Source organism: Aquabacterium sp. (assembly GCF_049274795.1).
Classification (GTDB): domain Bacteria; phylum Pseudomonadota; class Gammaproteobacteria; order Burkholderiales; family Burkholderiaceae_C; genus Aquabacterium.
In genome coordinates this window covers 1-22,787 of record NZ_JBASTH010000112.1, presented here as the reverse complement: position 1 = coordinate 22,787, position 22,787 = coordinate 1, and the positions used below count along the sequence as shown (strand labels likewise).

At 65.9% G+C, this 22,787-nt stretch carries 24 protein-coding genes; 13 read left to right on the top strand and 11 right to left on the bottom strand.

Features of this window, described 5'->3' with window-relative positions; translation table 11 throughout:
- The first annotated feature begins 17 nt into the window (after positions 1–17).
- Together WAQ08_RS18755 and WAQ08_RS18750 are read left to right on the top strand one after the other, a co-directional pair.
- Entirely contained in the window at positions 18–467 is a 450-nt protein-coding gene (locus tag WAQ08_RS18755; RefSeq protein WP_422193731.1) for a glycine zipper 2TM domain-containing protein, read from the top strand.
- Positions 468–477: 10 nt separating this feature from the next.
- Positions 478–1,302, top strand: a complete 825-nt coding sequence (locus tag WAQ08_RS18750; protein WP_422193729.1) for a GntR family transcriptional regulator — start codon at positions 478–480, stop codon at positions 1,300–1,302.
- Here WAQ08_RS18750 and WAQ08_RS18745 read toward each other — a convergent pair.
- Positions 1,226–1,735 (bottom strand): hypothetical protein, encoded by a 510-nt coding sequence (locus WAQ08_RS18745; protein WP_422193727.1) that lies wholly within the window; start codon positions 1,733–1,735, stop codon positions 1,226–1,228. The genes WAQ08_RS18750 and WAQ08_RS18745 overlap by 77 nt on opposite strands.
- Positions 1,736–1,778: 43 nt before the next feature.
- On the bottom strand, positions 1,779–2,237 hold the full coding sequence (locus tag WAQ08_RS18740; RefSeq protein ID WP_422193726.1) for a hypothetical protein: 459 nt from the start codon (positions 2,235–2,237) through the stop codon (positions 1,779–1,781).
- 276 nt (positions 2,238–2,513) lie between these two features.
- Here WAQ08_RS18740 and WAQ08_RS18735 point away from each other — a divergent pair, with 276 nt between their 5' ends.
- From WAQ08_RS18735 to WAQ08_RS18700, 8 genes are all read left to right on the top strand, one after another.
- The gene (locus WAQ08_RS18735; protein WP_422193725.1) at positions 2,514–3,596 is read left to right on the top strand and encodes a BMP family ABC transporter substrate-binding protein; all 1,083 of its coding nucleotides are present in this window, start codon (positions 2,514–2,516) and stop codon (positions 3,594–3,596) included.
- Positions 3,593–4,285, top strand: a complete 693-nt coding sequence (locus WAQ08_RS18730; protein WP_422193724.1) for a flavin reductase family protein — start codon at positions 3,593–3,595, stop codon at positions 4,283–4,285. Before WAQ08_RS18735 ends, WAQ08_RS18730 begins: the two co-directional genes overlap by 4 nt.
- A 14-nt stretch (positions 4,286–4,299) precedes the next feature.
- Positions 4,300–4,797, top strand: coding sequence for a nucleoside deaminase (locus WAQ08_RS18725; protein WP_422193723.1), 498 nt, complete (start codon positions 4,300–4,302; stop codon positions 4,795–4,797).
- A 127-nt stretch (positions 4,798–4,924) separates the two neighbouring features.
- Positions 4,925–5,950 (top strand): ABC transporter substrate-binding protein, encoded by a 1,026-nt coding sequence (locus WAQ08_RS18720; RefSeq protein WP_422193722.1) that lies wholly within the window; start codon positions 4,925–4,927, stop codon positions 5,948–5,950.
- 15 nt (positions 5,951–5,965) lie between these two features.
- The gene (locus WAQ08_RS18715; protein ID WP_422193721.1) at positions 5,966–6,940 is read left to right on the top strand and encodes an isopenicillin N synthase family dioxygenase; all 975 of its coding nucleotides are present in this window, start codon (positions 5,966–5,968) and stop codon (positions 6,938–6,940) included.
- Positions 6,937–7,371 carry a VOC family protein gene (locus WAQ08_RS18710; RefSeq protein WP_422193719.1) on the top strand — a complete coding sequence of 145 codons (435 nt, stop codon included), beginning with the start codon at positions 6,937–6,939 and terminating at the stop codon, positions 7,369–7,371. Before WAQ08_RS18715 ends, WAQ08_RS18710 begins: the two co-directional genes overlap by 4 nt.
- 56 nt (positions 7,372–7,427) lie before the next feature.
- Positions 7,428–8,168: a 2OG-Fe dioxygenase family protein gene (locus WAQ08_RS18705; protein ID WP_422193718.1), complete on the top strand. Its 741-nt coding sequence runs from the start codon at positions 7,428–7,430 to the stop codon at positions 8,166–8,168.
- A gap of 174 nt (positions 8,169–8,342) precedes the next feature.
- On the top strand, positions 8,343–9,701 hold the full coding sequence (locus WAQ08_RS18700; RefSeq protein WP_422193717.1) for an HD-GYP domain-containing protein: 1,359 nt from the start codon (positions 8,343–8,345) through the stop codon (positions 9,699–9,701).
- A gap of 83 nt (positions 9,702–9,784) precedes the next feature.
- Here WAQ08_RS18700 and WAQ08_RS18695 read toward each other — a convergent pair whose 3' ends face one another.
- The 6 genes from WAQ08_RS18695 to WAQ08_RS18670 form a co-directional block, all read right to left on the bottom strand.
- A complete protein-coding gene (locus tag WAQ08_RS18695; RefSeq protein ID WP_422193716.1) occupies positions 9,785–10,561 on the bottom strand; it encodes an enoyl-CoA hydratase in 777 nt (258 codons plus the stop codon).
- Between the two features lie 55 nt (positions 10,562–10,616).
- Positions 10,617–11,465, bottom strand: coding sequence for an alpha/beta fold hydrolase (locus WAQ08_RS18690; protein WP_422193715.1), 849 nt, complete (start codon positions 11,463–11,465; stop codon positions 10,617–10,619).
- Between the two features lie 102 nt (positions 11,466–11,567).
- On the bottom strand, positions 11,568–12,779 hold the full coding sequence (locus WAQ08_RS18685; RefSeq protein WP_422193713.1) for an acetyl-CoA C-acyltransferase: 1,212 nt from the start codon (positions 12,777–12,779) through the stop codon (positions 11,568–11,570).
- A 17-nt stretch (positions 12,780–12,796) separates the two neighbouring features.
- Positions 12,797–15,196: a 3-hydroxyacyl-CoA dehydrogenase/enoyl-CoA hydratase family protein gene (locus WAQ08_RS18680; protein ID WP_422193712.1), complete on the bottom strand. Its 2,400-nt coding sequence runs from the start codon at positions 15,194–15,196 to the stop codon at positions 12,797–12,799.
- 79 nt (positions 15,197–15,275) lie between these two features.
- Entirely contained in the window at positions 15,276–17,066 is a 1,791-nt protein-coding gene (locus WAQ08_RS18675) for an acyl-CoA dehydrogenase C-terminal domain-containing protein (protein WP_422193710.1), read from the bottom strand.
- Between the two features lie 89 nt (positions 17,067–17,155).
- The gene (locus WAQ08_RS18670) at positions 17,156–17,881 is read right to left on the bottom strand and encodes a TetR/AcrR family transcriptional regulator (protein WP_422193709.1); all 726 of its coding nucleotides are present in this window, start codon (positions 17,879–17,881) and stop codon (positions 17,156–17,158) included.
- Positions 17,882–18,256: 375 nt separating this feature from the next.
- Between WAQ08_RS18670 and WAQ08_RS18665 the strand changes: the two genes are divergently transcribed.
- Positions 18,257–18,820: an HNH endonuclease gene (locus WAQ08_RS18665; protein ID WP_422193707.1), complete on the top strand. Its 564-nt coding sequence runs from the start codon at positions 18,257–18,259 to the stop codon at positions 18,818–18,820.
- 13 nt (positions 18,821–18,833) lie between these two features.
- Here the strand turns inward: WAQ08_RS18665 and WAQ08_RS18660 are convergent, their stop codons facing one another.
- From WAQ08_RS18660 to WAQ08_RS18650, 3 genes are all read right to left on the bottom strand, one after another.
- Positions 18,834–19,361 carry a hypothetical protein gene (locus tag WAQ08_RS18660; RefSeq protein ID WP_422193706.1) on the bottom strand — a complete coding sequence of 176 codons (528 nt, stop codon included), beginning with the start codon at positions 19,359–19,361 and terminating at the stop codon, positions 18,834–18,836.
- Positions 19,362–19,413: 52 nt separating this feature from the next.
- A complete protein-coding gene (locus tag WAQ08_RS18655) occupies positions 19,414–19,851 on the bottom strand; it encodes a hypothetical protein (protein ID WP_422193705.1) in 438 nt (145 codons plus the stop codon).
- A gap of 67 nt (positions 19,852–19,918) precedes the next feature.
- Positions 19,919–21,502 carry an alkaline phosphatase D family protein gene (locus tag WAQ08_RS18650; protein ID WP_422193703.1) on the bottom strand — a complete coding sequence of 528 codons (1,584 nt, stop codon included), beginning with the start codon at positions 21,500–21,502 and terminating at the stop codon, positions 19,919–19,921.
- Positions 21,503–21,661: 159 nt separating this feature from the next.
- On the opposite strand from WAQ08_RS18650, the gene WAQ08_RS18645 reads away from it, so the two are divergent.
- Positions 21,662–22,393, top strand: coding sequence for a PhaM family polyhydroxyalkanoate granule multifunctional regulatory protein (locus tag WAQ08_RS18645; protein ID WP_422193701.1), 732 nt, complete (start codon positions 21,662–21,664; stop codon positions 22,391–22,393).
- Positions 22,394–22,552: 159 nt separating this feature from the next.
- A partial coding sequence (locus tag WAQ08_RS18640; RefSeq protein WP_422193699.1) for a hypothetical protein occupies positions 22,553–22,787 on the top strand: 235 nt, incomplete at its 3' end.

Genomic DNA, 22,787 nt, shown 5'->3' with positions numbered 1-22,787 from the left:
CTTCCGAAGGAGACACCATGAACAACGCCCGCACAAACGCTCGCACATCCACCTTCGCCCCAGCCCGCCTCGCCCTGCTGGCCGCCACCACCCTGGCGCTGAGCGCCCAGGCCGGCCTGGCACAGGCCGCGTGCAAGACCTGCGGCACCGTGACCGAAGTGCGCGCCGTAACCCAGAAGGGTGACGGCGGCAGCGGCCTGGGCATCGCGGCCGGCGCCGTCGTGGGCGGCCTGCTGGGCAACCAGGTGGGCAAGGGCACCGGCAACACCATCGCCACCGTGGGCGGCGCCGCTGCCGGCGGTTTTGCCGGCAACGAGGTCGAGAAGCACGTCAACAAGAACACCGTGTTCAAGACCGCCATCCGCATGGACGACGGCCGCATCGTGAACTACACCCTGCGCACGCAGTACGCCGTGGGCGCCCAGGTCACCGTGGCCGACGGCAAGGTCCGCGCGCGCAAGCCCTGATCCCTGAACGATGCCCCCACGACGCGCACCCGCACCGCTAGAACGCCCCACGGGCACGCGCCTCAAGCGTGGTGAGGTCGCGCTGGACGAGCCCGTCCACGACGCGCTGTTCGACGCCATCATGTCGCGCCGCCTGGCCCCGGGCACCCGCCTGGGCGAGGCCGCGCTGTGCGAGGTGTTCGATGTGAGCCGCACCGTGGTGCGCAAGGCACTGCAGCGGCTGGCCCTGACGGGCCTGGTGGACATCGTGCCCAACAAGGGTGCCTCGGTGGCCGCACCCAGCCCGCAGGAAACGCACGAGGTCTTCGAGGCGCGCCGCGCGCTGGAGGCCGCCATCGTGCCGCTGGCGATGAAGCGCCTCACGCCCAGCAAGTTGGCCCAGTTTCGCCAGCGCCTGACCGCCGAACATCAAGCCCTGCACGCGCAGGACCACAGCCGCTGGGTGCGCCTGGCGGGCGACTTCCACCTGGCGCTGGCCGAGCTGGCCGGCAACCGCCACCTCACGCGCATGCTGGGCGAGCTGATGTCGCGCTGCTCGCTGATCGTGGCCCTGTACGAGGCCCCGGGCGATGCCGCCTGCGAGCACGACGAGCATGCCGAGCTGATCGAACTGCTCTCACTGGGCAATGCGCCCGCCGCCATCGCGCTGATGGACAAGCACCTCACGGCGCTGGAAACGCGCCTGCGCATCGAGGTGCCCTCGGTGGACAACGATCTGGCAGCGGCGCTGTTTCCTGGCTGCCCCCCCCCAGGCATGGCTACGGCCTTACGCCGGCCAGCCGACGGCGCGCCGCCCCCAGAAGCGCCTTCGAGTACAGGTGATGAAAGCCCTTGAGCGCATGAAAGGCCATGCCGAACGAGGCCTTCCCATGCGCCGATGTCGATGCGGGCACCACGGCCGATCCGAAGTAGAGGCGGGTGCCACCACCCTGCCCGCCGCCTGACGGGTCGACCATGAGCCAGGACCGCGTCCGGCCCAGGAAATCGCGGAGCAGCAACTGATCACTGGCACGCGCCTCCACATCCCACGCAGCAAACGTTGATGCTTGAGCAAGCGCCAGCGCCCTCGCCCCCTCATCCGATGAGCGCCTGCCCGCGAGCAACGCCAGGATCACGCGCTCGACCTTGAAGAGCGGGGTGGTGTAGAACGCGGCCACATAGTCGGCCATGGTCACCGCATGGGGCACGTCCACGCAATAGCAGTCGGTGTAGGCGCCCTGGCGCTTGTAGCGTTGCAGCAAGGCGGCGTCCGGCAAGTCGCCGCTCATGACTGCACGATGCTCTGACATGGCATCTGGCACCGGCAACCCCTCAGCGCCGCGACACGGCCACGGTGCGATTATCCGTCTGGATGCGCAGGCCATACCGACGCGCCAGATCCGCCAGGATGGCGCTGGCAGGCATGTTTTTGTACTGAAAGCTGCCTTCATCGACGATGGCCGGATCCACGACCAGGGCATAGCCCGCGAAGTCGGCGATGACCTGCAATGCCGCGCGCAGGCGGATGTTCGGCAAATTCAACGACAGGTGGTTTTCCAGCGGGAACTGCCGGGATCTTTCCTGGGCCTTCTGGCTGTCCAGCACATCCTGCGCGGTGGGCACAGCTTCAGCATGCGGCGCCTGTGGCCTTGGCGCTGGCGATGCGGCCACTTTGAGCACCGCCGATTTGCCAGACAGGCAAGGCGCCGACTGGTATTGCGCCTTCTGCCCGTCGACCTGGCACTTGTAGACATCTGCCCAGGTGGCGTGCTCAGGCCACAGCAGAAGCATCGATGCACTCGCGAACAACCTCATGCCCATGTGCACGCTCCTGAATTTTGCTGATCGTTGTGGCAGCACTATAGCCGCCCCCCGGGCGCTTGAATGAGGCACAAAGGCACGCCAGGCGGCAGAACGATCTCATGTGGTGCATGGCGCACCAAAATGCAAATGTGCACAAAAATATTAACAGCAATTAAATTCATATAAATCAACAACTTGTAATTAATTATTTGTTGGCATGATTATTGTTTGTATACAATTACACTCAATCCACCGGACACCGCCATGCGCCGTCGCTCGCTCCTCCTCGGCTCGCTTGCCGCCCCCTTCACCGCCTCGCCCTTCTGGCCCGCAGCCCACGCCGCCAGCGGCCCGCTCCAGATCGGCTTCATCTACCCCGGCCCCATCGCCAACGTCGGCTGGACCTACCAGCACGAGCTCGGCCGCAAGCTGATCGAGAAGGAATTCGGCGCACGCATCCAGACCGTCTACGTCGAGAACGTGCCCGAATCCACCGACGCCGAACGCGTGATCCGCCAGTTGGTGGCCGATGGCTGCAAGATGGTCTTCACCACCTCCTTCGGCTTCATGGAATCGACCCTCAAGGTCGCCAAGGACCACCCCGAGGTGATCTTCGAGCACGCCACCGGCTACAAGATGGCCAAGAACCTGGGGATCTACCAGACCAAGTTCTACGAAGGCGCCTACCTGCTGGGCATGCTGGCCGGCAAGATGACGAAGAAGAACACGCTGGGCTTCGTCGCCTCCTACCCCATCCCCGAAGTGCTGCGCAACATCAACGCCTTCACGCACGGTGCGCGCAGCGTGAACCCGGCCGCCAAGACCAAGGTGATCTGGATCAACAGCTGGTACGACCCCACGCGCGAGCGCCAAGCCGCCGACGCACTGATCGGCCAGGGCGCCGACGTGCTCTACCAGAACACCGATTCGCCCGCCGTGGTGCAACTGGCGCAGACCAAGGGCCTGTACGCCTTCGGCCAGGATTCGGACATGACGCGCTTCGGCCCCAAGGCCCACCTCACGGCCAACACCGTGAACTGGGGCGTGTACTACCGCATGAAGGTCAAGCAGGCGCTGGAAGGCAAGTGGAAGGCCGAGGACACCAAGTGGGGCATGAAGGAAGGCATGATCGAGCTGGCCGCCCTGAACCCCGCCATTCCGGCCGACGTGCTCAAGCTCTTCAACGAGAAGAAGGCCGCCATCCTGGCCGGCAGCTTCCACCCCTTCCAGGGCGTGGTCAAAGACCAGGCCGGCAAGGTCAAGGTGGCCGCAGGCCAGGTCATCACCGATGCCGAGCTGTGGGGCATGAAGTGGTACATCGAAGGCGTGGAAGGCGCCCTGCCATGAACGAATCCCCGCCCACTCCCCAAGCCAGCCAGGCCATCGACTTCGAGCAGCTCACCAGCTACCAGCGCTACAAGCTGATGGCCAGCCTGATCGTGCCCCGCCCCATCGCGCTGATCACCACGCTCAGCCCGGGCGGGGTGGTCAACGCCGCGCCCTTCAGCATGTTCAACATGCTGGGCGAGGATCCACCCATCGTGATGGTCAGCATCAACCGCCAGCACGACGGGCACCTCAAGGACACGGCCGCCAACATCCTGCGCGAGAAGGAGTTCGTGGTGCACATGGCCGACGAGGCCATCGCCACGCAGATGCACCGCTGCGGCGAAAGCCTGCCGCCCGAGCACAGCGAGATCGACCACGTGGGCTTCACCACCCTGCCCTCGCTGGCCGTGAAGCCGCCGCGCATCGCCGAGGCACCCGTTTCCTTCGAATGCGTGCTGCACGAAACGCTGGAGACGCCCAGCCGCTACGTGTTCATCGGCCGCCTGCTGTGGATGCACGCGCGCGAAGGCCTGATCGATACCGAGCGCTGGCGCGTGCACCTGCAGCACTACTTCCCGGTGGCGCGCTTCGGGGCCAGCTTCTACATCAACAGCCGCGAGCGCTTCGCTATTCCCCAGCCGAACGAGCCCGATCAGGCCGGCCAGCCGGGCGATTCGAGCCGCAGCACCTCCATCGACGAGATCTGAGCCCCACGATGCCCATGACCACAGACACCTTAACCGACGACGACAGCGCCCACATGCAGGCCGCCATCCAGGCCTCGCGCCAGGCCGTGGCCCTGGGCAACATGCCCTTCGGCGCCACGGTGGTGAAGGATGGCCGGCGCCTGCAGGTCTCGCGCAACGAGCAGGTCACGTCGGGTGATTGCATGGCCCACGCCGAGGTGGTGGCCGTGCGCGATGCGGTGCGCGTGCATGGACGCGAGGCCTTGCGTGGCGCCACGGTGTACGCCAGTGGCGAGCCCTGCGCCATGTGCTGCGGCGCCATGTTCTGGGCGGGCATCACGCGCGTGGTCTATGCGGCCACGCTGGACGACATCATCGAGTCGCTGGGTGACCCGACGCTGACCATGACATCGAAGCAGTTGCTGGCCACGGCATCACCCACCGTGCGGGTACAAGGCCCGTTGCTGCGCGAACCGGCTGCGCGCGTGCTGCAGGATTTCGCACAAGACCGGTGCGGCACGGGATCTGCTTAAGCCCCATCAGGAGTAGAAGCGTTCAGCAGCCCCGGCTGCCCGGAAATTGCTCCATGCGCGCTCACGCAGGCAGGTGCTTCAGCCATGTCTGCGCGGGTTCCCATGGCCAACAATCCCCGCTCGCACCATGCTCGACCGTCGCTCCCTGCTGGCCGCCACCGGCGCCCTCCTGCTCGCCCCCACGCCCTTCGTCCGCGCCCAGGGCTCCCTGCACAAGTTCAAGTTCAACCTGGGCTGGAAGGTCGAGGCCACCGCCGCCGGCTTCCTGCTGGCCCAGCAGCGCGGCTACTACAAGGCCGCCGGCCTGGACGTGACCATCGACACCGGCAACGGCTCGGCCGCCGCCATCAGCCTGGTGGGCAGCGGCGCCTATGACTGCGCCTCGGCAGACCTGGCCACCATGGTCGAGTTCAACGTCAACAACCCCAGCGCCGGCCTGCGCGCCGTGGCCATCCAGTACGACCTCAACCCCAACGCCATCCTCGTGCGCAAGGACGGCCCCATCAAGAAGCCCGCTGACCTGGCCGGCAAGACCTTGCTGGGCCAGCCCTTCAACGCCACGCGCAAGCTCTTCCCCGTGTTCGCCAAGGCCCAGGGCATCGATGCCAGCAGCGTGCGCTGGGAGAACGTCGTGCCCGACATCGGCGACACCCGTTTCGTCAAGGGCGATTTCGACGGCGCCGGCTACTTCTACTTCACCGGCCTGCTCAACCTGAAGGCCCGCGGCATGGGCCCCGAGCAGATCACCATGTTCCGCTACTGCGACTTCGGCATGAAGTCCTACGGCAACGGCCTGGTCGCCAATGGCAAAAGCATGGAGCAGGCCGAGGCCATGAAGGCCTTCGTCAAGGCCACCACGCGCGGCTGGATCGAGGTGATGGCCGACCCGAAGGCCGGCGCCGCCGCGATCAAGGCGCGCGAGCCGCTGGCCAACGAAGAGATCGAGTTCGAGCGCCTCAAGCTCATCATCGACGGCAGCATGAACACCGCCGGCACGCGCAGCCATGGCTGGGGCGCCGCCACGCCAGAGCGTCTGCAAGCCACCATCGACGAGACCGTGGCGGCCTTCAACCTCAAGAGCTCACTGGCCGTCGCCGACATCTGGACGGACCGCTTCCTGCCCTCTGCGGCCGACCGCAAGCTCAAGGCCTGATCCCAGGAGGCCACGATGATCCCGATCATTGATCTGCAGGATGCCTTGACCCTGGGCGCCCCGCGCAGTGCCGAGGTCGCACAGCAGATGCGTGAGGCCGCCATGGCCTCCGGCTTCTTCTACGTGCGCCACCATGGCGTGGATGCCGATCAGGTGGCCGCGCAGTTCGCGTTGGCCAAACAACTCATGGACCTGCCCCTGGCCACGCGCGAACGCCTGGCCATGCAGAACTCGCCCTCCATGCGCGGCTTCGAGCTGATGGGCGCGCAGACCCTGGACCAGGACGCACGCCCCGACCTGAAGGAGAGCTTCTACTGCGGCATGGCCTATACGGATGACCACCCCTACGTGCAGGCCGGCTACCAGACCTACGGCCACAACCAGTGGCCCACCGAGGTGCCCAGCGCACCCGATCAATGCGAGGCCTACATCCAGGCCATGCTGGGCCTGTCGCGGCGCCTGATGCAGTTGATGGCCCTGTCTCTGAACCTGCCCGAAACCTGGTTCGACGAGACCAGCGACAGCCCCATGGTCACGCTGCGCATGATCCGCTACCCCGCGCACCCAGAGGGTGCCGACGAGCGCACCTTCGGTGCCGGCGCCCACACCGACTGGGGCGCCATCACCATCCTCGCGCAGGATGGCCACGGCGGCCTGGAAGTGCAGACACCCGAGGGCGACTGGGTGCCCGCCACGCCCATTCCCGGCTGCTTCGTCGTCAACCTGGGCGACATGATCCCGCGCTGGACCAACGGCCTGTACCACTCCAACCCGCACCGCGTGCGCAACGTGCATTCGGGCGGCGCGCCGCGCTACTCCATCCCCTTCTTCTACGAGCCCGACTACCTGGCCAGCATCGAGGCCGTGCCCGGCACCGTGCCTGAAGGCGAAACCCCGCGCTACGCCCCCTGCACCGCCGGCGAGCACCTGGTCGAGATGTACCGCCGCAGCTACGCACTGAAAACCCGTGGCGAGGAGGCCACTGCATGAAACTCTGGTTCAACCTGATGAGCCGCGACATCGAAGCGCAGTTCCGCTTCTACCGCACCGTGTTCGGCCTGCCCGAGGCCGAGGCCGCGCACTCGCCCATCTACCGCGCGCTGGAGACCAAAGATTTCCAGCTCGGATTCAACGATGGCCGTGCCGCTTACGGCCTGCTCGGGCTCGATGGCCGCCAGGCGCCCGACACCACAGGCCCTCGCCCCACCGTGGCCTACGCCACCTTCATGCTGGCATCGCCCATGGCGGTCGATGAGGCCGTGCAGGCTGTCCAAGCGCACGGCGGCCAGGTGGTCAAAGGCCCCTTCGCCACCTACTACGGCCAATGGCAGGCCGTGCTGGCCGACCCGGAGGACAACGTGTTCCGCATCGCCACCGACAGCCTGCCTGAAGGCGTGACCGCGCCCAGGCTCACCACCTGATCTGGCGCAAGGCCCCGGCCCGATCCCGGGGCCCGCTTCATGAGACGATCACGCCCATGCAGATCGTCAACGCCACCGCTCCCGCCGACCTTCCGGCCCGCCTCGATGCCCAGGGCTGGGCCCTGATGACGCCCATCCAGTTGGCGCACTGGATCGGCACGACGATGCCCGAGTTGGACGACCTGCACGCCAGTTGGGCCGATCTGCCGCCCGACACCCACCTCAAGGATGGCGGGCGCTACCGCTTCCGCCGCCACGGCTGCTATGTGCTCGACAACGCCAGCGGCGAGCTGACGCAGACACCCCACCGCGCCCACTGGCAGCCCGTGGAGTACAACGCCCTGCACGGCGGCATCGAGCGCTGGTTCGAGCCCATCGCGCCCGCCGTGGCCCAGGCCCCGGCCTGGCGCAGCCTGCTCGCGCACCTGGGCCAGGTGCTGGCGCGTGATGGCGCCGTGCCCACCTGGTACATCGAGGCGCACCAGTTCCGCGTCGACACGCAAGGCGGCATCGGCCGTCCCACCCCCGAAGGCGCCCACCGCGATGGCGTCGATTACGTGGCCGTGATTCTGCTCGAACGCCACGACATCAAGGGCGGCGAGACCCGCGTCTTCGAAGCTCAAGGGCCCCATGGCGTGCGCTTCACCCTGAGCGATCCCTGGTCGCTGCTGTTGCTGGACGACACCCGCGTCATCCACGAGAGCACCCCCATCCAGCCCCTGGGCGAGCACGGCTGGCGCGACACCCTGGTGCTGACCTTCCGCCGCAAGGGCTTCCAGGGCCCTGCGCAAAACTGAGATTCAGCTTTTTTCAGCGGAAGCGATTAAAACCTTGGGTATTCGGTCAACCCCGCATTTCGTTCGTGCATAGTTGACGAATCGCGACCAAGGGGCCTGAAACGCACTTTTCAGGCCTCATTCCTGCCGCAAACTTGACGAGATCCATTTCTCGTTACCCAACACGTCATCACCGTGAACGAAGTACCTGCCAGTGAGGTGAACCCTCACTATCTGGACCATGTGATGACCGTGGCCGACAGCCACGGGGTCGAGGCCAGTGAAGACATCATCGCGCGCAACGGCATGAAGCTGTTGGCCAAGGGCGCCCGCATCGATGCGAGCGTGCGTGACCGCTTGCTCGAGCACAAGCTCAACAAGCCGCTGGAAGAATGCATGCAGGTGGCGGCAGGCGTCACCGGTGCGCAGCTCCAGGAAGTCGCCACCCAGCTGCTGGATGACTGCGCCCTGCTGCGCGAGCTCTACAAGCCCAAGGGCCTGCGCGCTGAAGCGCTGCAATTGCTCAAGCAGATGCCCATGGGTGCGCCCATGCAATCGCTGGTCACAGTGTTCCATGGCTCCGGCCCGGACAAGCTGCCCCACGCCATGGCCGTGGCCCTGATGGCCATGGGCCTGTCGCTGCGCCTCAAATCGCCCCGCACGCGCACCACCGCCACGCAGTTCCTGCAGGCCGGCCTGTGCCATGACGTGGGTGAGCTCTACATCGAGCCCAGCTACCTGCAACGTGAGCAGGGCGTGCAGCTCAAGCCCGAGCAATGGAAGCACGTAGCCGCCCACCCCGTGGTCGGCTGGCGCGTGCTGAAAGACATGCCCGGCATGGGCAAGGTGGTAGCAGACCTGGTGCTGACCCACCATGAGCGGCTCGATGGCTTTGGCTACCCGCGCGGCCTGATCGGCGATGCCCTGTCGCTGGACCACCAGATGCTGGCCCTGAGCGAACTGCTGGGCAGCATCAAGAGCACCCGCATGGCCCCGCTGCTGCGCGCCGACGTGGCCGTCAAGCTGATCCCTGGCGAGTACGAGCGAGAGCTGATCGACGTGGTCGACCAGACCTTGCGCCAGTGCGGGGTGGGCGAGCTGGTGCAGACCCTGGTGCCCCTGCCCAGCGTGGACGACACCCTGCGCAAGGCCGAAGCCACAGCCAGCTATGTGCAGCGCCTGGCCGAGGCGCGCGAGCTGCTGATGGTGGAGGTGCAGACCTCCAGCGACACCTTCAAGCAGCTCATGCAGCAGGCCTTCGGCCGCTTCGACAGCATCCAGAAGGCCCTGGCCAGCACCGGCGTGGACACCCGCGCCCCGCAAGACCTGCGCGAGCACCTGGACAACCAGGGCCTGCACCTGGAGCTGACCCTGGTGCTGCGCGAGATCAACTGGCGCCTGCGCGAACTGGAGCGCGAGATGACGGTGCGTGTGGAGCGTGCCGCGCCCACTGAGCTGGAGCGCCTGGCGCGCGCGGTGGCGCACATCCGCGGAGGGCAAGACGGCACAGCCGATCAGGCCGCGTCGGCACAGCCGGCCACCGTCCTGGGTTGAACGGGCGGCGCCTCCCGGCACCACCGCATCCGTACTGAGTCAACGCCGCATCAACGCCTGGTCAATGCGGCCTCCGCACAAGATCAGAACTTCGAGAAGTCCGGCTTGCGACGCTCCATGAAAGCGGTGATCGCCTCCTTGGCGGCCGGGCCGCGCAGCAACTGGCCGAACTGCACCAGCTCGTCGTCCATGATGGCCTTGAGCGACGCGTCGTTGCCCTTCTTCATCAGCTGCTTGGTGACACGCAGCGAAGCCGATGGCTTGTCGGCCAGCTTGCGGGCCTGCGATTGCGCAAAGCCGTTCACCTCATGCGGAGGCAGGATGCGGCTGATCAGCCCCATGTCCAGAGCCTCTTCGGCGTAGAAGGCCTCGCCCAGCATCAGCTTTTCGGCGGCGCGGGCGTAGCCCACCAGGCGCGGCAGCAATTCGCTGGAGCCGGCCTCGGGGCACAGGCCCAGGTTCACGAAAGGCAGGCTGAAGGCCGCGTTGTCACCGGCATAGACCAGATCGCAATGCAGCAGCAAGGTCGTGCCGATGCCCACGGCCGGGCCGGCCACGGCCGCCACGATGGGCTTGGGGAAGGTGCGCATGGCTTCCAGGTAGCGAAACACCGGGGCCGGGCCCGCATCGGTGTTGACGGGCGGGCGCTCCTTGAAGTCCTGCAGGTCGTTGCCGGCGGTGAAGATCTGCTCGTGGCCCTGGATGACCACGGCACGCACGGCGTCGTCATCGACCGCAGCCACCAGCGCATCGGCCAGCGCCGTGTACATGGCCGCCGTGATGGCGTTCTTCTTGTCGAGGCGGTTGAAGGTCAGCGTCAGCACCGCGCCTTCGCGATGGACCAGAATGTCGTCGGACATGGATGTACTCCTCGGGGAAAATTCAGTGGGGATGGTGGGCCTTGCCGCGCACCACTCAGGCCTCAAGCCAGTGCAGCACGCGCGGCCACAGCACCGTCTTCGCGTGCGACTGGAACACGCCGAAATGGCCGATGCGCTTGAGGCCCAGGGCCTTCGGCGTCAATGATTCGAACTGTACAGGGGCCTGGCTGTAGAGCTTGTACAGGCGGCGGATGCCCTCGGGCGAGACCAGCTCGTCGTCTTCCAGGATCACGGCACGGATGGGCGTGCGCACCTGCGCATAGCGTTCACGCATGTGCGCGCCTTCGGAGCCCAGGTATTCAGGGTGCAGGCACCAGCGTCGCCACTGCCACATCGCGCCTGCCGGCATGTCGCCCACGGCGCCCAGACGCTTGCCCGGGAAGTAGCCGGCCACCGCGATGCCCAGCGGCGCCAGCACCCACCACAGCAGTGGCGCGGTGCGGCGCACCTTGGGCGCGTTCAGCGCCACGTGCCCATTGCCACTGGCCACCGTCAGCATTCGGTCGAAATGCGTGTGCCCATCGAGCATGCCGAAGATCTGCCCGCCCAGGCTGTGGCCCAGGTAGCTGTAAGGCACGCCGGGCCAGCGGCGCACCAGCTCACGCACCACGGCCGGCTGATCCTGCGTGGCCCAGGTGGTGATGCTGGCCTTGAAGCCGCGCAGGCGCGCCGGAGCCGAATCGCCCATGCCGCGGAAGTCGAAGGTCAGCACCGCCACGCCCTGCCCCGCCAGCCAGGTGGCGAAAGCCTCGTAGAAGCGCTGGCCCACGCCCATCGCGGGCGAGATCAGCACGGCGCGCCGTGGCGGGCCTTCGGGCTCGTAGGCCCGTGCCGCCAGGGACACGCCGTCGCCGGTGGTGATCGTCAGTGCCTGAAAGCCCATACGTGCTCCGTGCAATGGCTGAAGTCACAAGGCATGGCCCAGAAAAAAGCCCGCACGGTGGCGGGCTTTGATTCAAGGCTCATGCGCCATGAGTGTTGAACATCACAGACGTTCGATGATGCCAGCAGCACCTTGGCCGGTGCCGATGCACATCGTCACCATGCCGTACTTGCCGCCGGTGCGCTGCAGACCGTGCACCACAGTGGCGGCACGGATGGCGCCGGTGGCGCCCAGCGGGTGGCCCAGGGCGATCGCGCCGCCCATCGGGTTCACCTTGGCGCGGTCGAGCACGTAGCCCTTGGCGTCCAGGTCTTTCAGCACGGCCAGGGATTGGGCGGCGAACGCTTCGTTCAGCTCTATCCAGTCCAGGTCCGAGGCCTTCAGGCCAGCGTACTTCAGGGCCAGGGGGATGGCCTCGATCGGGCCGATGCCCATGATTTCAGGAGGCACGCCCTTGACAGCGAAGCTCACGAAACGGGCCAGGGGCTTCAGACCGTACTTCTCGCAGGCTTCCTTGGAGGCCAGGATCAGGCAGCCAGCGCCGTCAGACGTTTGCGAGCTGTTGCCGGCCGTGACGCTGCCCTTGGCGGCGAACACGGGGCGCAGCTTGGCCAGGCCTTCAGGGCTGGTGTCAGGGCGGGCACCTTCGTCTTGCGAGATGGTCTTCTTGGTGACCGTCACTTCACCCGTTTCCAGGTTGGGCGTGCGCACCTCGATCTCGATCGGGGTGGTCTCGGCCTTGAAGAAGCCAGCCTCTTGCGCTGCGATGGCACGGCGGTGGGATTCGACCGCGAAGGCGTCCTGCTCTTCACGGGTCACCTTCCACCGCTCGGCCACCTTCTCGGCGGTCATGCCCATGCCGTAGGCGATGCCCACGTTCTCGTCGTTATTGACGATGTCGGGGTTGAAGGACGGCTTGTTGCCGCCCATCGGCACCATGGACATCGACTCGACACCACCGGCGATCATGACCTCGGCCTCACCCACGCGGATGCGGTCGGCGGCCATGGACACGGCGGTGATGCCGGCGGCGCAGAAGCGGTTCACGGTGGCACCGGCCACGGTCTTGGGCAGGCCCGACAGCAGCGTGGCGATCTTGGCCACGTTCATGCCTTGCTCGGCCTCGGGCATCGCGCAGCCGATGATGGCGTCTTCGATGGCAGCGGGGTCCAGCGAGGGCACTTGCGACAGCGCGCTCTTGATCACGGCCACCAGCAGGTCGTCCGGGCGGGTGTTCTTGAACACGCCACGACCAGACTTGCCGATCGGGGTGCGGGTGGCGGCGACGATGTAGGCGTCACGAAGTTGAGTCATTTGAATGCTCCGATCGATCAGTTGCGGACGGGCTTGCCGGTGGACAGCATGCCCATGATGCGTTCTTGCGTCTTGGGGTTGTCCAGCAGTGTGCAGAAGTGCTTGCGCTCCAGGGCGTGCAGGTATTCCTCGGTCACTTGCGTGCCGTAGTCCACGTCGCCGCCGGTCAGCACATCGGCAATCGCCGAGCTGATGTAGTAGTCGTGCTGCGAGATGAAGCCGCCGTCACGCATGTTGATCAGCGACGATTGCAGCGTGGCCTTCACGTTGCGGCCGGCCACCGCGAAGGTGCGCTTGGCCGGGGCACGGTAGCCCGAATCGAACATGGCCTTGACCTGGGCGATCGCCACGTACAGCAGCTCGTCCTTGTTGGGCACGATCACGTCGCTGTCCAGCAGGTAGCCGAACTTGCGGGCTTCGATGGCCGAGGTGGCCACCTTGGCCATGGCTGCAGCCTGGAAGCCTTCCTTGACGTAGCCGATCAGGTCGCCGCCGACCTGGCCCGACACGCCCTTGGAGCCTTCGAGCTGTTCAGCAGCACGGCGGGCCAGGTAGGCCAAGCCGCCGCCGCCGGGGATCAGGCCCACGCCGACTTCGACCAGACCGACATAGCTTTCCATGGCGGCCACACGCTTGGAAGCGTGCACAGCCAGCTCGCAACCGCCACCCAGGGCCAGGCCGTGAACGGCGGCCACGGACGGCACATTGCTGTAGCGCAGGCTCAGCATGAAGTCCTGCAGCTGCTTCTCGAACGGGGCAATGGCCTTGCCGCCGCCGGACATGAAGGCAGGCATCATCGATTGCAGGTCGGCACCGGCGGAGAACGGGCCGTCTTGCGACCAGATCACCAGGCCCTTGTAGCTTTGCTCGGCCAGCTCCAGGCCCTTGGCCAGACCGGCGGTGACTTCGCCCGAGATGGTGTGCATCTTGGACTTGATCGAGGCGATGACGACTTCGTCGTCCAGCGTCCACAGGCGGATGGCGGCATCTTCATGCAGCGTCTTGCCGGCGGTGTCAGCCGAAGCGGCGTTCGAGCCCACCACGTCCTCGCGGAAGAACTGGCGCTTGTACACGGGCAGTTCGCGCTGGGGCACGTAGGTCTCCTTGGCCGGGCTCCACGAACCTTGGGGCGTGTGCACGCCGTCACGGCCGTCGAACACCCAGGCGGGCAGCGGCGTGTTGGTGATGGCCTTGCCGGCGTCGATGTCGGCCTTGACCCACTCGGCCACTTGCTTCCAGCCGGCTTCTTGCCAGATCTCGAAGGGGCCTTGCTTCATGCCGTAGCCCCAGCGCAAGGCCAGGTCCAGGTCACGGCAGGTGTCGGCGATGCTCTCGACCGTCACGGCAGCATAGTGGAAGCTGTTGCGCAGCATCGCCCAGATGAACTGGGCTTGCGGGTTGCTCGACTCGCGCAGGGCCTTCAGGCGCTCGGCGGCGGGCTTCTTCAGGATGTCGGTGACGTCCTTGTCGGCCTTGTTGCCGGCGGGCACGTAGTTGCCGGTCTTCTCGTCGAACTGAGTGATGACCTTGCCGTCCTTCTTGAAGAAGCCGGCCTTGGTCTTCTGACCGAAGTTGCCCTTGTCCAGCAGAGCCTGCACGTCAGACGGCGTGGCGAAGGCAGCGGCGAAGGGGTCGCTGGCGCAGCCCACTTGCAGGGTCTTGATCACGTGGGCCATCGTGTCGATGCCGACCACGTCGCAGGTGCGGTAGGTGCCGGAGGAGGCACGGCCCATGCGCTTGCCGGTCAGGTCGTCGACCACGTCGTAGCCCAGGCCGAAGTTCTTCACTTCGATCATGGTGAACAGCAGACCGGCCACGCCCACGCGGTTGGCGATGAAGTTGGGGCTGTCTTCGCAGCGCACGACGCCCTTGCCCACGGCGGTGGTCACGAAGGCTTCGAGCTGGTCGACCACCACGGCATCGGTGTACTGGGTCGGGATCAGCTCGACCAGGTACATGTAGCGCGGAGGGTTGAAGAAGTGGATGCCCAGGAAGCGCGAGCGCAACTGCTCGGGCAGCACGTTGGCCATGGCCGTGATGGACAGGCCCGACGTGTTGGTGGCCAGGATGGCCTTGTCATTCACGAAAGGAGCGATCTTCTTGTACAGATCTTCCTTCCAGTCCAGACGCTCGGCGATTGCTTCGATGATCAGGTCGCAACCACGCAGCTCTTCGAGATGCTCTTCGTAGTTGGCCTGCTGGATCAGCACGGCGTCGTCGGTCACGCCCAGCGGCGAGGGCTTGAGCTTCTTGAGGTTCTCGACAGCCTTGGTGACGATCCCGTTCTTGGGACCTTCCTTGGCGGGCAGGTCGAACAGCACGACCGGCACCTTGCAGTTGACCAGATGGGCAGCGATCTGCGCGCCCATCACGCCGGCGCCGAGCACGGCGACCTTGCGGACATTGAATCGACTCATGTTCTCTCCTAGCGGAACTCTAAGGGTGTGAGATGGCGCGAAGGGCCGGCGCTGCCGCGCCCTTCACGGCCTGTCGGGATCAGAACAGGGCTTCGTCCAGTTCGGACAGCGGCTTCAGGCCGGCCTTGGCGGTGATCATGGCGGTCTCGACTTCGGGCAGCAGCTTGGCGAAGTAGAAGCGTGCCACAGACAGCTTGGCCTTGTAGAAAGGATCGCTGTCGCCTTGCTTTTCCAGGGCGATCTTGGCCGACTGGGCGAACATGTAGGCGAACACCAGGTGGCCGACCACGCGCAGGTAATCCACGGCAGCGGCGCCGACTTCGTCGGGGTTCTGCATGCCCTTCATGCCGATTTCCATCGTGAAGGCCTGCACCTTCTGGCCCAGGTCGGCCAGGGGCTTGGTGAACTCTTGCAGGGCTTCGTTGTCGGCGTTGGCCTTGACGAAACGGCCGACGATCTTGCCGAAGGCGGTCAGCTTGGCGCCGCCGTCACCCAGCACCTTGCGGCCCAGCAGGTCCAGAGACTGCACGGTGTTCGTGCCTTCGTAGATCATGTTGATGCGCGAATCGCGCACGAACTGCTCCATGCCCCACTCGTGGATGTAGCCGTGGCCGCCGAACACTTGCTGGCAGTGCGTCGTGGCGATGTAGGCGTTGTCGGTGATGAAGGCCTTGACGATCGGGGTCAGCAGGGCGACCAGGTCGTCGGATGCCTTGCGCACGGCCTCATCGGGGTGGTTGTGGGCCTTGTCCAGTTCCACGGCGACGAAGTAGATCAGCGCGCGGGCGCCTTCGGCGTAGGCACGGGCGGTCAGCAGCATCTTGCGCACGTCGGGGTGCACGATGATGGGGTCAGCGGCCAGGTCAGGGCGCTTCGGGCCCGACAGGGCACGCATCTGCACGCGGTCCTTGGCGTAGTTGACGGCGTTTTCGTAGGCGACTTGCGTCAGGCCCAGCGATTGGTTGCCCACGCCCAGGCGGGCGCCGTTCATCATCACGAACATGGCGGGCAGGCCGCGGTGGGGCTTGCCCACCAGGGTGCCGACGGCGTCTTCCAGCACCATCTGGCACGTGGCGTTGCCGTGGATGCCCATCTTGTGCTCCAGGCCGCCGCAGTAGATGCCATTGCGCGAACCGAGCGAGCCATCTGCGTTCACGTTGAACTTCGGCACGGCGAACAGCGAGATGCCCTTCGAGCCTTCAGGGGCGTCGGGCAGGCGGGCCAGCACCAGGTGGACGATGTTGTCCGCCATGTCGTGCTCACCGGCAGAGATGAAGATCTTGGCGCCGGTGATCTTGTAGGTGCCGTCGGCCTGGGGGACAGCCTTGGTGCGCAGCAGGCCCAGGTCGGTGCCGCAGTGCGGTTCGGTCAGGCACATGGTGCCGGTCCACTCGCCGCTGGTCAGCTTGGGCAGGTACAGCTTCTTCTGTTCGTCAGTGCCATGGGCTTCCAGGGCAGCGTGGGCGCCGTGGCTCAGGCCGGGGTACATGGTCCAGGCCTGGTTGGCCGAGTTCAGCATTTCATACACGGCCTGGTTGACCAGCATGGGCATGCCCTGGCCGCCCCATTCCGGATCAGCGGCCAGTGCGGACCAGCCGTTCTCGACGTACTGCTTGTAGGCGTCCTTGAAGCCATCGGGCGTCTTGACTTCGTGCGTGGTCTTGTCCAGCACGCAACCCTGGGCATCGCCGGTCAGGTTCAGAGGAGCCAGCACCTTGGAAGCGAACTTGCCGCCTTCTTCCAGCACCGCATTGACGGTGTCGGCATCCAGATCCGCGTAGGCGGGGATCTGCTTGAGTTCGTCAACAGCGCCCAGCAGTTCGTGGATCACGAAGTGCATGTCGCGCAGAGGGGGATTGTAGGAAGGCATTGTGAGGCTCCTCGGTGAAAAATCCGCGATGCCGCCTTGGTGGCTCGCGGGCAAAGATCAGGGGTCGGTGAAATGGGAAGGGGAACAGCTCAAGAGGTTTGCAAGACCCCTGACGCGGTGGCGTTCGGCGCCACCTCTCCAGGCGAGGGTCTCGCGCTGTCCAGCGTGTAGTACTGGATCACGCGCTCGAACCCCGTGCGGGCCCTGTCCATCGACCCCGGCGTGCGCAGGAAGCGCGCGTCGTGGTGCAGGGACAGGATCAGCCCATGGATTTCAAACAGCATCTGCATGGCATCGGTGTCGGAGCGCAACTGATGCAAAGCCACCGCCTGCTGGATGGCACGCCCCAGGGCGCCGTGCCACATCAGCACCATGCCGGCCAGCGCATCGCGCACGGGGCCGGGCCGATCATCGAATTCAACCGCACCGCTGATGTAGATGCAACCGGAATCGATTTCGGTGGCGACCTTGTCCACCCAGCGGTCGAACAGGGCACGCAGACGTGGCATGCCGCGGGCCTCGCGGATGGCGGGGCGGAAGACTTCTTCTTCGAAACGCTCGTGGTACTCGCGGATCACGGAGATCTGCAGTTCCTCACGCGAGCCGAAGTGGGCGAACACGCCCGACTTGCTCATGCCGGTGACTTCGGCCAGTGCGCCCAGCGACAAGCCCTCGATGCCCATCTGGGAGGCAAGGCTCAGGGCGGCGTCCAGGATGGTGGCACGGGTCTGCTGGCCCTTGTGCGCCGCGGAGCGACCACGCTCACGCACCCCCTCGGTGGCGGGCTTGGCGTCGTGGGGCTGGGGGCTGGTCACGCGGGCAGATCCTTGCAGAACGGCTGTCGAATAAAACGAACGGTCGTGCTATTTTGCAGAAAGTGTGGCCGCTGTGCATGCCTTTGCACAACTTTTTTTGCGTGAATCAGCCGCCGACAGCCTGCTTCGAGGGCCCTGTAAAAACTGCACAACTGTGCACAGCAAGGGTTTACCCCATGCCGCGGTGCAGCAGCCTTTCGGATCAACGGCAACGCGGCGGTCACCTCCCAGCCGGCCTGTTGTTGCGGCAAGACACCGGGAATGGGCGCCGTGCCACAGCCTGAGGTTGAGAAATTCACACGGGCGGGCTATCTTGTGGTCAGGCGAGCCTGTAGGGCGCCACGTTTCGTGTGTTCCCAGTGTCTGGAGGGCGTGATGGACGTGCTGCAACTTGACGTGTCGGGCCGTCCGCAGGCTTGGCTGTCGGTCAAGGATGCGGCGGTGCTCTATGCCAACGAGGGCGTGGCCTGGACCATGGGCGAGCCTTTCATGGTGCTGCGCGGCGGCATCCAGCGGCTCACCGGCCTGCAGTCCCGCCTGGAGCTGCACCCCATCATCGCGGCGCGCGGCTCCATCCCCAGCCGGGCCTGGCGCCAGGTACCGGCGCTGTCCAACCCCAAGCTGTTCGCCCGCGACCGCGGCATCTGCGCCTACTGCGGCGACCGCTTCCACCTGGACGACCTCACGCGGGAGCACATGCTGCCCACCTCGCGCGGCGGCGAAGACACGTGGAAGAACTGCATCACCGCATGCCGCGCATGCAACAGCCGCAAGGGCAACCGTACGCCGCAGGAGTTGGGCTGGTCATTGCACTACCTGCCCTACACGCCCAGCCTGCACGAGGACATGATCCTGCGCGGGCGGCGCATCCTGGCGGATCAGATGGAGTTTCTGCTGGCCAGTGTGCCGGCGCACAGCCGGCTGCGCGGGCTGGACTGATCCGCTGATCCGCTCAATCGCGAAGCCGAAACCGCTCAATCAAGCCATCGATGCTTGCGAAGATCCATTTGAAGAACACCCAACATAGGCACAAGGACAGCACAAAGCCGGCCAGAAAGCCCGCCACATAAATGATGCCGAACCGGATTTTCGGCTCGGCATCGATCGACAAGCTGCCATCCCCGTACTTGACGCCAACCATCTCGCCCACGCCGCTGAATATGCTGGCTTCCTTGTACTTCCGATAATAAAAACCCTCGATCCCCTTGCCAATTTCGCGCCGCATGCCTCTGGGATCATCACAGGGCAACACCATCGAATCACGATTGCAGGCCAACTCCAGTCCCTGGCGAGGAAACTTGATGCGAGGGAACCCGCCTCGATATCCAGGCACATAGACAAAGGAATCAGATATCCAGTGCAAGGTGGGCTCAAGGTTGGACTCAAGCTTGATTTTTGAGTTGAGCCAAAGCCCCCCCAGATGCGCCAGCACCACGGACAGCGTCACGCACAGCAATGCGCGAATCAGCATGCGCCACATGGCCCGTCTCCCTTGGGTTGCAAACCTGACTTGCAAATATGGCAGATGAGCATCAAGGATAAAGCGGCAAGACCACGTCGCGCCCAAGAGCCCACGGCTCGTCAAAGCTCAAAAACTGCTGCACCTGCAAAGAACCTTCGTCGAAATTGAAGATGAGTTTTCGCAGATGGAACCGCCTGTCCATGCGGGCTTTGATGGTGACTGTTTCCTTGTGGATGACGCCATCAGCGGTTCGCCAGGAAACATCGACACTGTCTGGCACCTCCATGTAGGAGGAGTCGGAACTGCCGCATGCGCGCTTGTGCCCGATCAATTCTTTTGAAGCCGACAGCAGCATGCGACCTTCGATCCGAACGTCATAGATGCGTCCCGCTCCAGCGTTGCACCGCTCAATGGCCAAGAGCTTCTGAGCTGTGGGTGCCGTCGAACACCCGCCAACAGTCAGCGCAAGGCCCAGCAGGGCAAGCACCGGCAAGAATGTTCTGAACATATCGCCCCCATTTCTGCTTCTATCGTGATGTCGAGCCGGTGCCGAACTGCCCCACCGCCTTCTCAGTTCAGGCTGGCTGCGGCCCCGCCACACCCCGCTCGACCACATAGCTGGCCTGCGTGTGAAAGCGCGAATCCGCGCGCACCGGGTGGGCTGTGCCCCTGAAATCGCAGCGCATCTGCTCCGGCGTCACATCGATCAGCGCATAACCCCGCTCATCCCCGCGCAGGTACAGCAGATCCGGGTTGCTGGCTTTCATCCAGCCATGCAGGAACTCGCTGAGTGCACTGCTGCTGATGGACGAGGTCACAAATTCGCTGGCGATGATGGCGCTTTGCGGATCGCTGGGATTGAGCCGCAGATTGCCCGCCACATGGCGATGCACATCACCGCTGAGCACGACCACATCGGGCACGCGCGGCTGGGCGATGGCGGCCATCAGGCGCTGACGCGCGGCCGGGAACGCATCCCAGCCATCGCTGTAGAGCATGGCTTCGGCACCCGGCGGCTTGAAGGTGCCCGGTGTCATCTGCGTGCTCTGCGCGATGATGCGCCAGGCGCCACGGCTGGTGGCCAGCGAGCGCGCCAGCCACTGCTCCTGCTCATGGCCCAGCATCGTCCGCTCGGGCGCGGCCGTGGCGTCGCAATGCCACAGCATCTTGTCGCGCCAGAACGATTTGGGAAAGCTGGTGCAGGCCTGCTCGCTGCGGTACTGCCGCGTATCGAGCAGCCAGAGGTCGGCCAGCCGGCCCCAGCTGTAGCGGGTGTGCATCTGCGCGTTGGCGCCCACAGGCGCGCGCATGGGCGAGATGGGCAGGTGCTCGAAGTAGGCGCGGTAGCCGTCGGTGCGCACTTTGAGCAGCTCCTCCGTGCTCATGCCGAAGTTGTCGTGGTCGCCGTCGTAGTCGTTGCGCACCTCGTGGTCGTCCCAGGTCAAGAGCCAGGGATGGGTCTCGTGACAGGCACGCAAGTCCGCATCGAGCTTGTAGCTGGCGTGGTGCACCCGGAAACGGTCCAGGCTGAGGTCGTCCATCAGGCCGGACACATGGCGCCGCAAGCGGGCCCGCGCGATGGTGTCCGTCTCGTAGATGTAGTCGCCCACAAACACCACGGCATCCACATCGCTGCGCGCGATGTCGCGGTGAGCCGTGAAGTAGCCCTGCTCGTAATGCTGGCAGGAGCCCAGCGCCAGGCGCAGGCGTTGCACGCGGGCATCCGGATCGGGCGCGGTGCGCGTGCGCCCCACCGAGCTGGCCTGCCCCGCCGCGATGAAGCGGTAGTGGTAGATGCGGTCGCTCTCCAGGCCCTGCACCTCGACGTGCACGCTGTGCGCCCGCCCCGGCAGGGCCAGGGCCTCGCCCTGGCGCACGATCTGGGCGAAACGTGGGTCGTTCGCCACCTCCCAGCGCACGGGCACGGGCTGGGGCGGCATGCCTCCATCGGGCTGCAGGGGCTTGGGCGCCAGGCGTGTCCAGATCACCACGCTGGTGGGCAGGGGCTCGCCGCTGGCCACCCCCAGGGTGAACACATCGGCGGACTCGGTCCAGCCCTCCAGCACAGGCTGGGTCGGGGTGGTGATGGCGAACAGCTGGCGCCAGGCCAGCGCAGCGGCCACGGGCCCGCTGAGTCGTAGAAAGTCGCGGCGTTGCATGGTCAAGCACTCGATTATGCGGGCCATCGACGGGCCATCCGCCGCGGGCGACATGCGCCGGCATCTCCCAGCATCTCGCGGCACAATGGATCGAGCCCTTCACGGGCCGCCTGACGCATTGGCGGCCCGTTCACCCAGGCATCGCCACAGGAGTCCACCATGCCCACGCGCCCCTCCAGCCCCGATCCTTCCGGCCAGGCCTCGGACAACAACCCCTTCGCCGGGCTGAGCGCCGCCGGCCTGGGCTTCTTCCAGGATTGGATGAAGGCGGCCTCCAGCGCCCTGCCCAACCTGGGCGGCAGCGCAGCCGGCACGGGTGCGGCCTGGACCATGCCCACGCTGGATCCGGAAGAGCTGGACAAGCGCATCCAGGATCTCAAGACCGTGCAGTTCTGGCTGGAGCAGAACGCCCGCATGATGGGCATGACCATCCAGACGCTGGAAGTGCAGCGCATGACCTTGCAGACGCTGCAGGGCATGAAGGTGCCGCTCGATGCCTTGCGGGAGTCGCTGCAGGCACAAGCCACGCCGCCCGCATCGCCCACGCCATCTGCTGCGCCCGCAGCCCAAGCTGCCCCAGCAGGGGCTGGCGAAGATGCCGCCGCCGGTGCCGACGACGGTTCGGACGACACACCCTCTGCGGACGCGCCCACGCCGCCCCCGAGCGTGAACCCGATGCAGTGGTGGAGCACCCTGACCGAGCAGTTCTCCAACCTGGCCTCCCAGGCGGTACAGGCCGGCCAGGAGGCGATGTCGGCCACGGCGCGCCCTGCGCCCACCGAGGCGCCTGCACCCGCCTCCGCCAAACCTGCCAGCCGGCGCCCCAACCCCAGCGGCAAGGCCCGGGCAGCGAAGCCCGCCACCGCACGCAAGGCACCACCGAAGCCCTGAGGTTTCACGAACCGCCAAGGCGATACCCCCTTTTGGGTGCCCCTCGATGGGGATGGGCAAACACTGTGCAGTTGTCCACACTGCGCAACCGTTGTGCTTGTCCTTCGAGGTTGCGCCATGATTGCTCGCTCATCTTCCCGCTGCCGGCCCATTCCCTTCATGGATCCGCTGCACGAATCGCGCCCCGGCCTGTCCAGGGCGGTGCGCTGGACGCCACCGCCGCCCTTTCCGGGTGGCCTCGTGACGCCCCGGCCCGCAGCCACGAGCTGGATGTCGCGCCCCCTCGCAGGCCTGCACAGCGCCAATGACCCCGGCGCCCACCAGCCCGCCGCGCCAACGCCGCTCTCGGCAGCGGCGGCCTCGCCCACCCGCACCGCATCCGCAGGGCGCACGC

Coding starts and splice junctions, on each gene's coding strand:
- WAQ08_RS18690 (WP_422193715.1), bottom strand. CDS start 11,465: ATGGGCTTTCAGGCACTGACGATCACCACCGGCGACGGCGTGTCCCTG.
- WAQ08_RS18650 (WP_422193703.1), bottom strand. CDS start 21,502: ATGCAACGCCGCGACTTTCTACGACTCAGCGGGCCCGTGGCCGCTGCG.
- WAQ08_RS18685 (WP_422193713.1), bottom strand. CDS start 12,779: ATGACTCAACTTCGTGACGCCTACATCGTCGCCGCCACCCGCACCCCG.
- WAQ08_RS18675 (WP_422193710.1), bottom strand. CDS start 17,066: ATGCCTTCCTACAATCCCCCTCTGCGCGACATGCACTTCGTGATCCAC.
- WAQ08_RS18705 (WP_422193718.1), top strand. CDS start 7,428: ATGCAGATCGTCAACGCCACCGCTCCCGCCGACCTTCCGGCCCGCCTC.
- WAQ08_RS18665 (WP_422193707.1), top strand. CDS start 18,257: ATGGACGTGCTGCAACTTGACGTGTCGGGCCGTCCGCAGGCTTGGCTG.
- WAQ08_RS18740 (WP_422193726.1), bottom strand. CDS start 2,237: ATGCTTCTGCTGTGGCCTGAGCACGCCACCTGGGCAGATGTCTACAAG.
- WAQ08_RS18710 (WP_422193719.1), top strand. CDS start 6,937: ATGAAACTCTGGTTCAACCTGATGAGCCGCGACATCGAAGCGCAGTTC.
- WAQ08_RS18695 (WP_422193716.1), bottom strand. CDS start 10,561: ATGTCCGACGACATTCTGGTCCATCGCGAAGGCGCGGTGCTGACGCTG.
- WAQ08_RS18655 (WP_422193705.1), bottom strand. CDS start 19,851: ATGTTCAGAACATTCTTGCCGGTGCTTGCCCTGCTGGGCCTTGCGCTG.
- WAQ08_RS18660 (WP_422193706.1), bottom strand. CDS start 19,361: ATGTGGCGCATGCTGATTCGCGCATTGCTGTGCGTGACGCTGTCCGTG.
- WAQ08_RS18725 (WP_422193723.1), top strand. CDS start 4,300: ATGACCACAGACACCTTAACCGACGACGACAGCGCCCACATGCAGGCC.
- WAQ08_RS18715 (WP_422193721.1), top strand. CDS start 5,966: ATGATCCCGATCATTGATCTGCAGGATGCCTTGACCCTGGGCGCCCCG.
- WAQ08_RS18645 (WP_422193701.1), top strand. CDS start 21,662: ATGCCCACGCGCCCCTCCAGCCCCGATCCTTCCGGCCAGGCCTCGGAC.
- WAQ08_RS18730 (WP_422193724.1), top strand. CDS start 3,593: ATGAACGAATCCCCGCCCACTCCCCAAGCCAGCCAGGCCATCGACTTC.
- WAQ08_RS18750 (WP_422193729.1), top strand. CDS start 478: ATGCCCCCACGACGCGCACCCGCACCGCTAGAACGCCCCACGGGCACG.
- WAQ08_RS18745 (WP_422193727.1), bottom strand. CDS start 1,735: ATGAGCGGCGACTTGCCGGACGCCGCCTTGCTGCAACGCTACAAGCGC.
- WAQ08_RS18720 (WP_422193722.1), top strand. CDS start 4,925: ATGCTCGACCGTCGCTCCCTGCTGGCCGCCACCGGCGCCCTCCTGCTC.
- WAQ08_RS18680 (WP_422193712.1), bottom strand. CDS start 15,196: ATGAGTCGATTCAATGTCCGCAAGGTCGCCGTGCTCGGCGCCGGCGTG.
- WAQ08_RS18755 (WP_422193731.1), top strand. CDS start 18: ATGAACAACGCCCGCACAAACGCTCGCACATCCACCTTCGCCCCAGCC.
- WAQ08_RS18735 (WP_422193725.1), top strand. CDS start 2,514: ATGCGCCGTCGCTCGCTCCTCCTCGGCTCGCTTGCCGCCCCCTTCACC.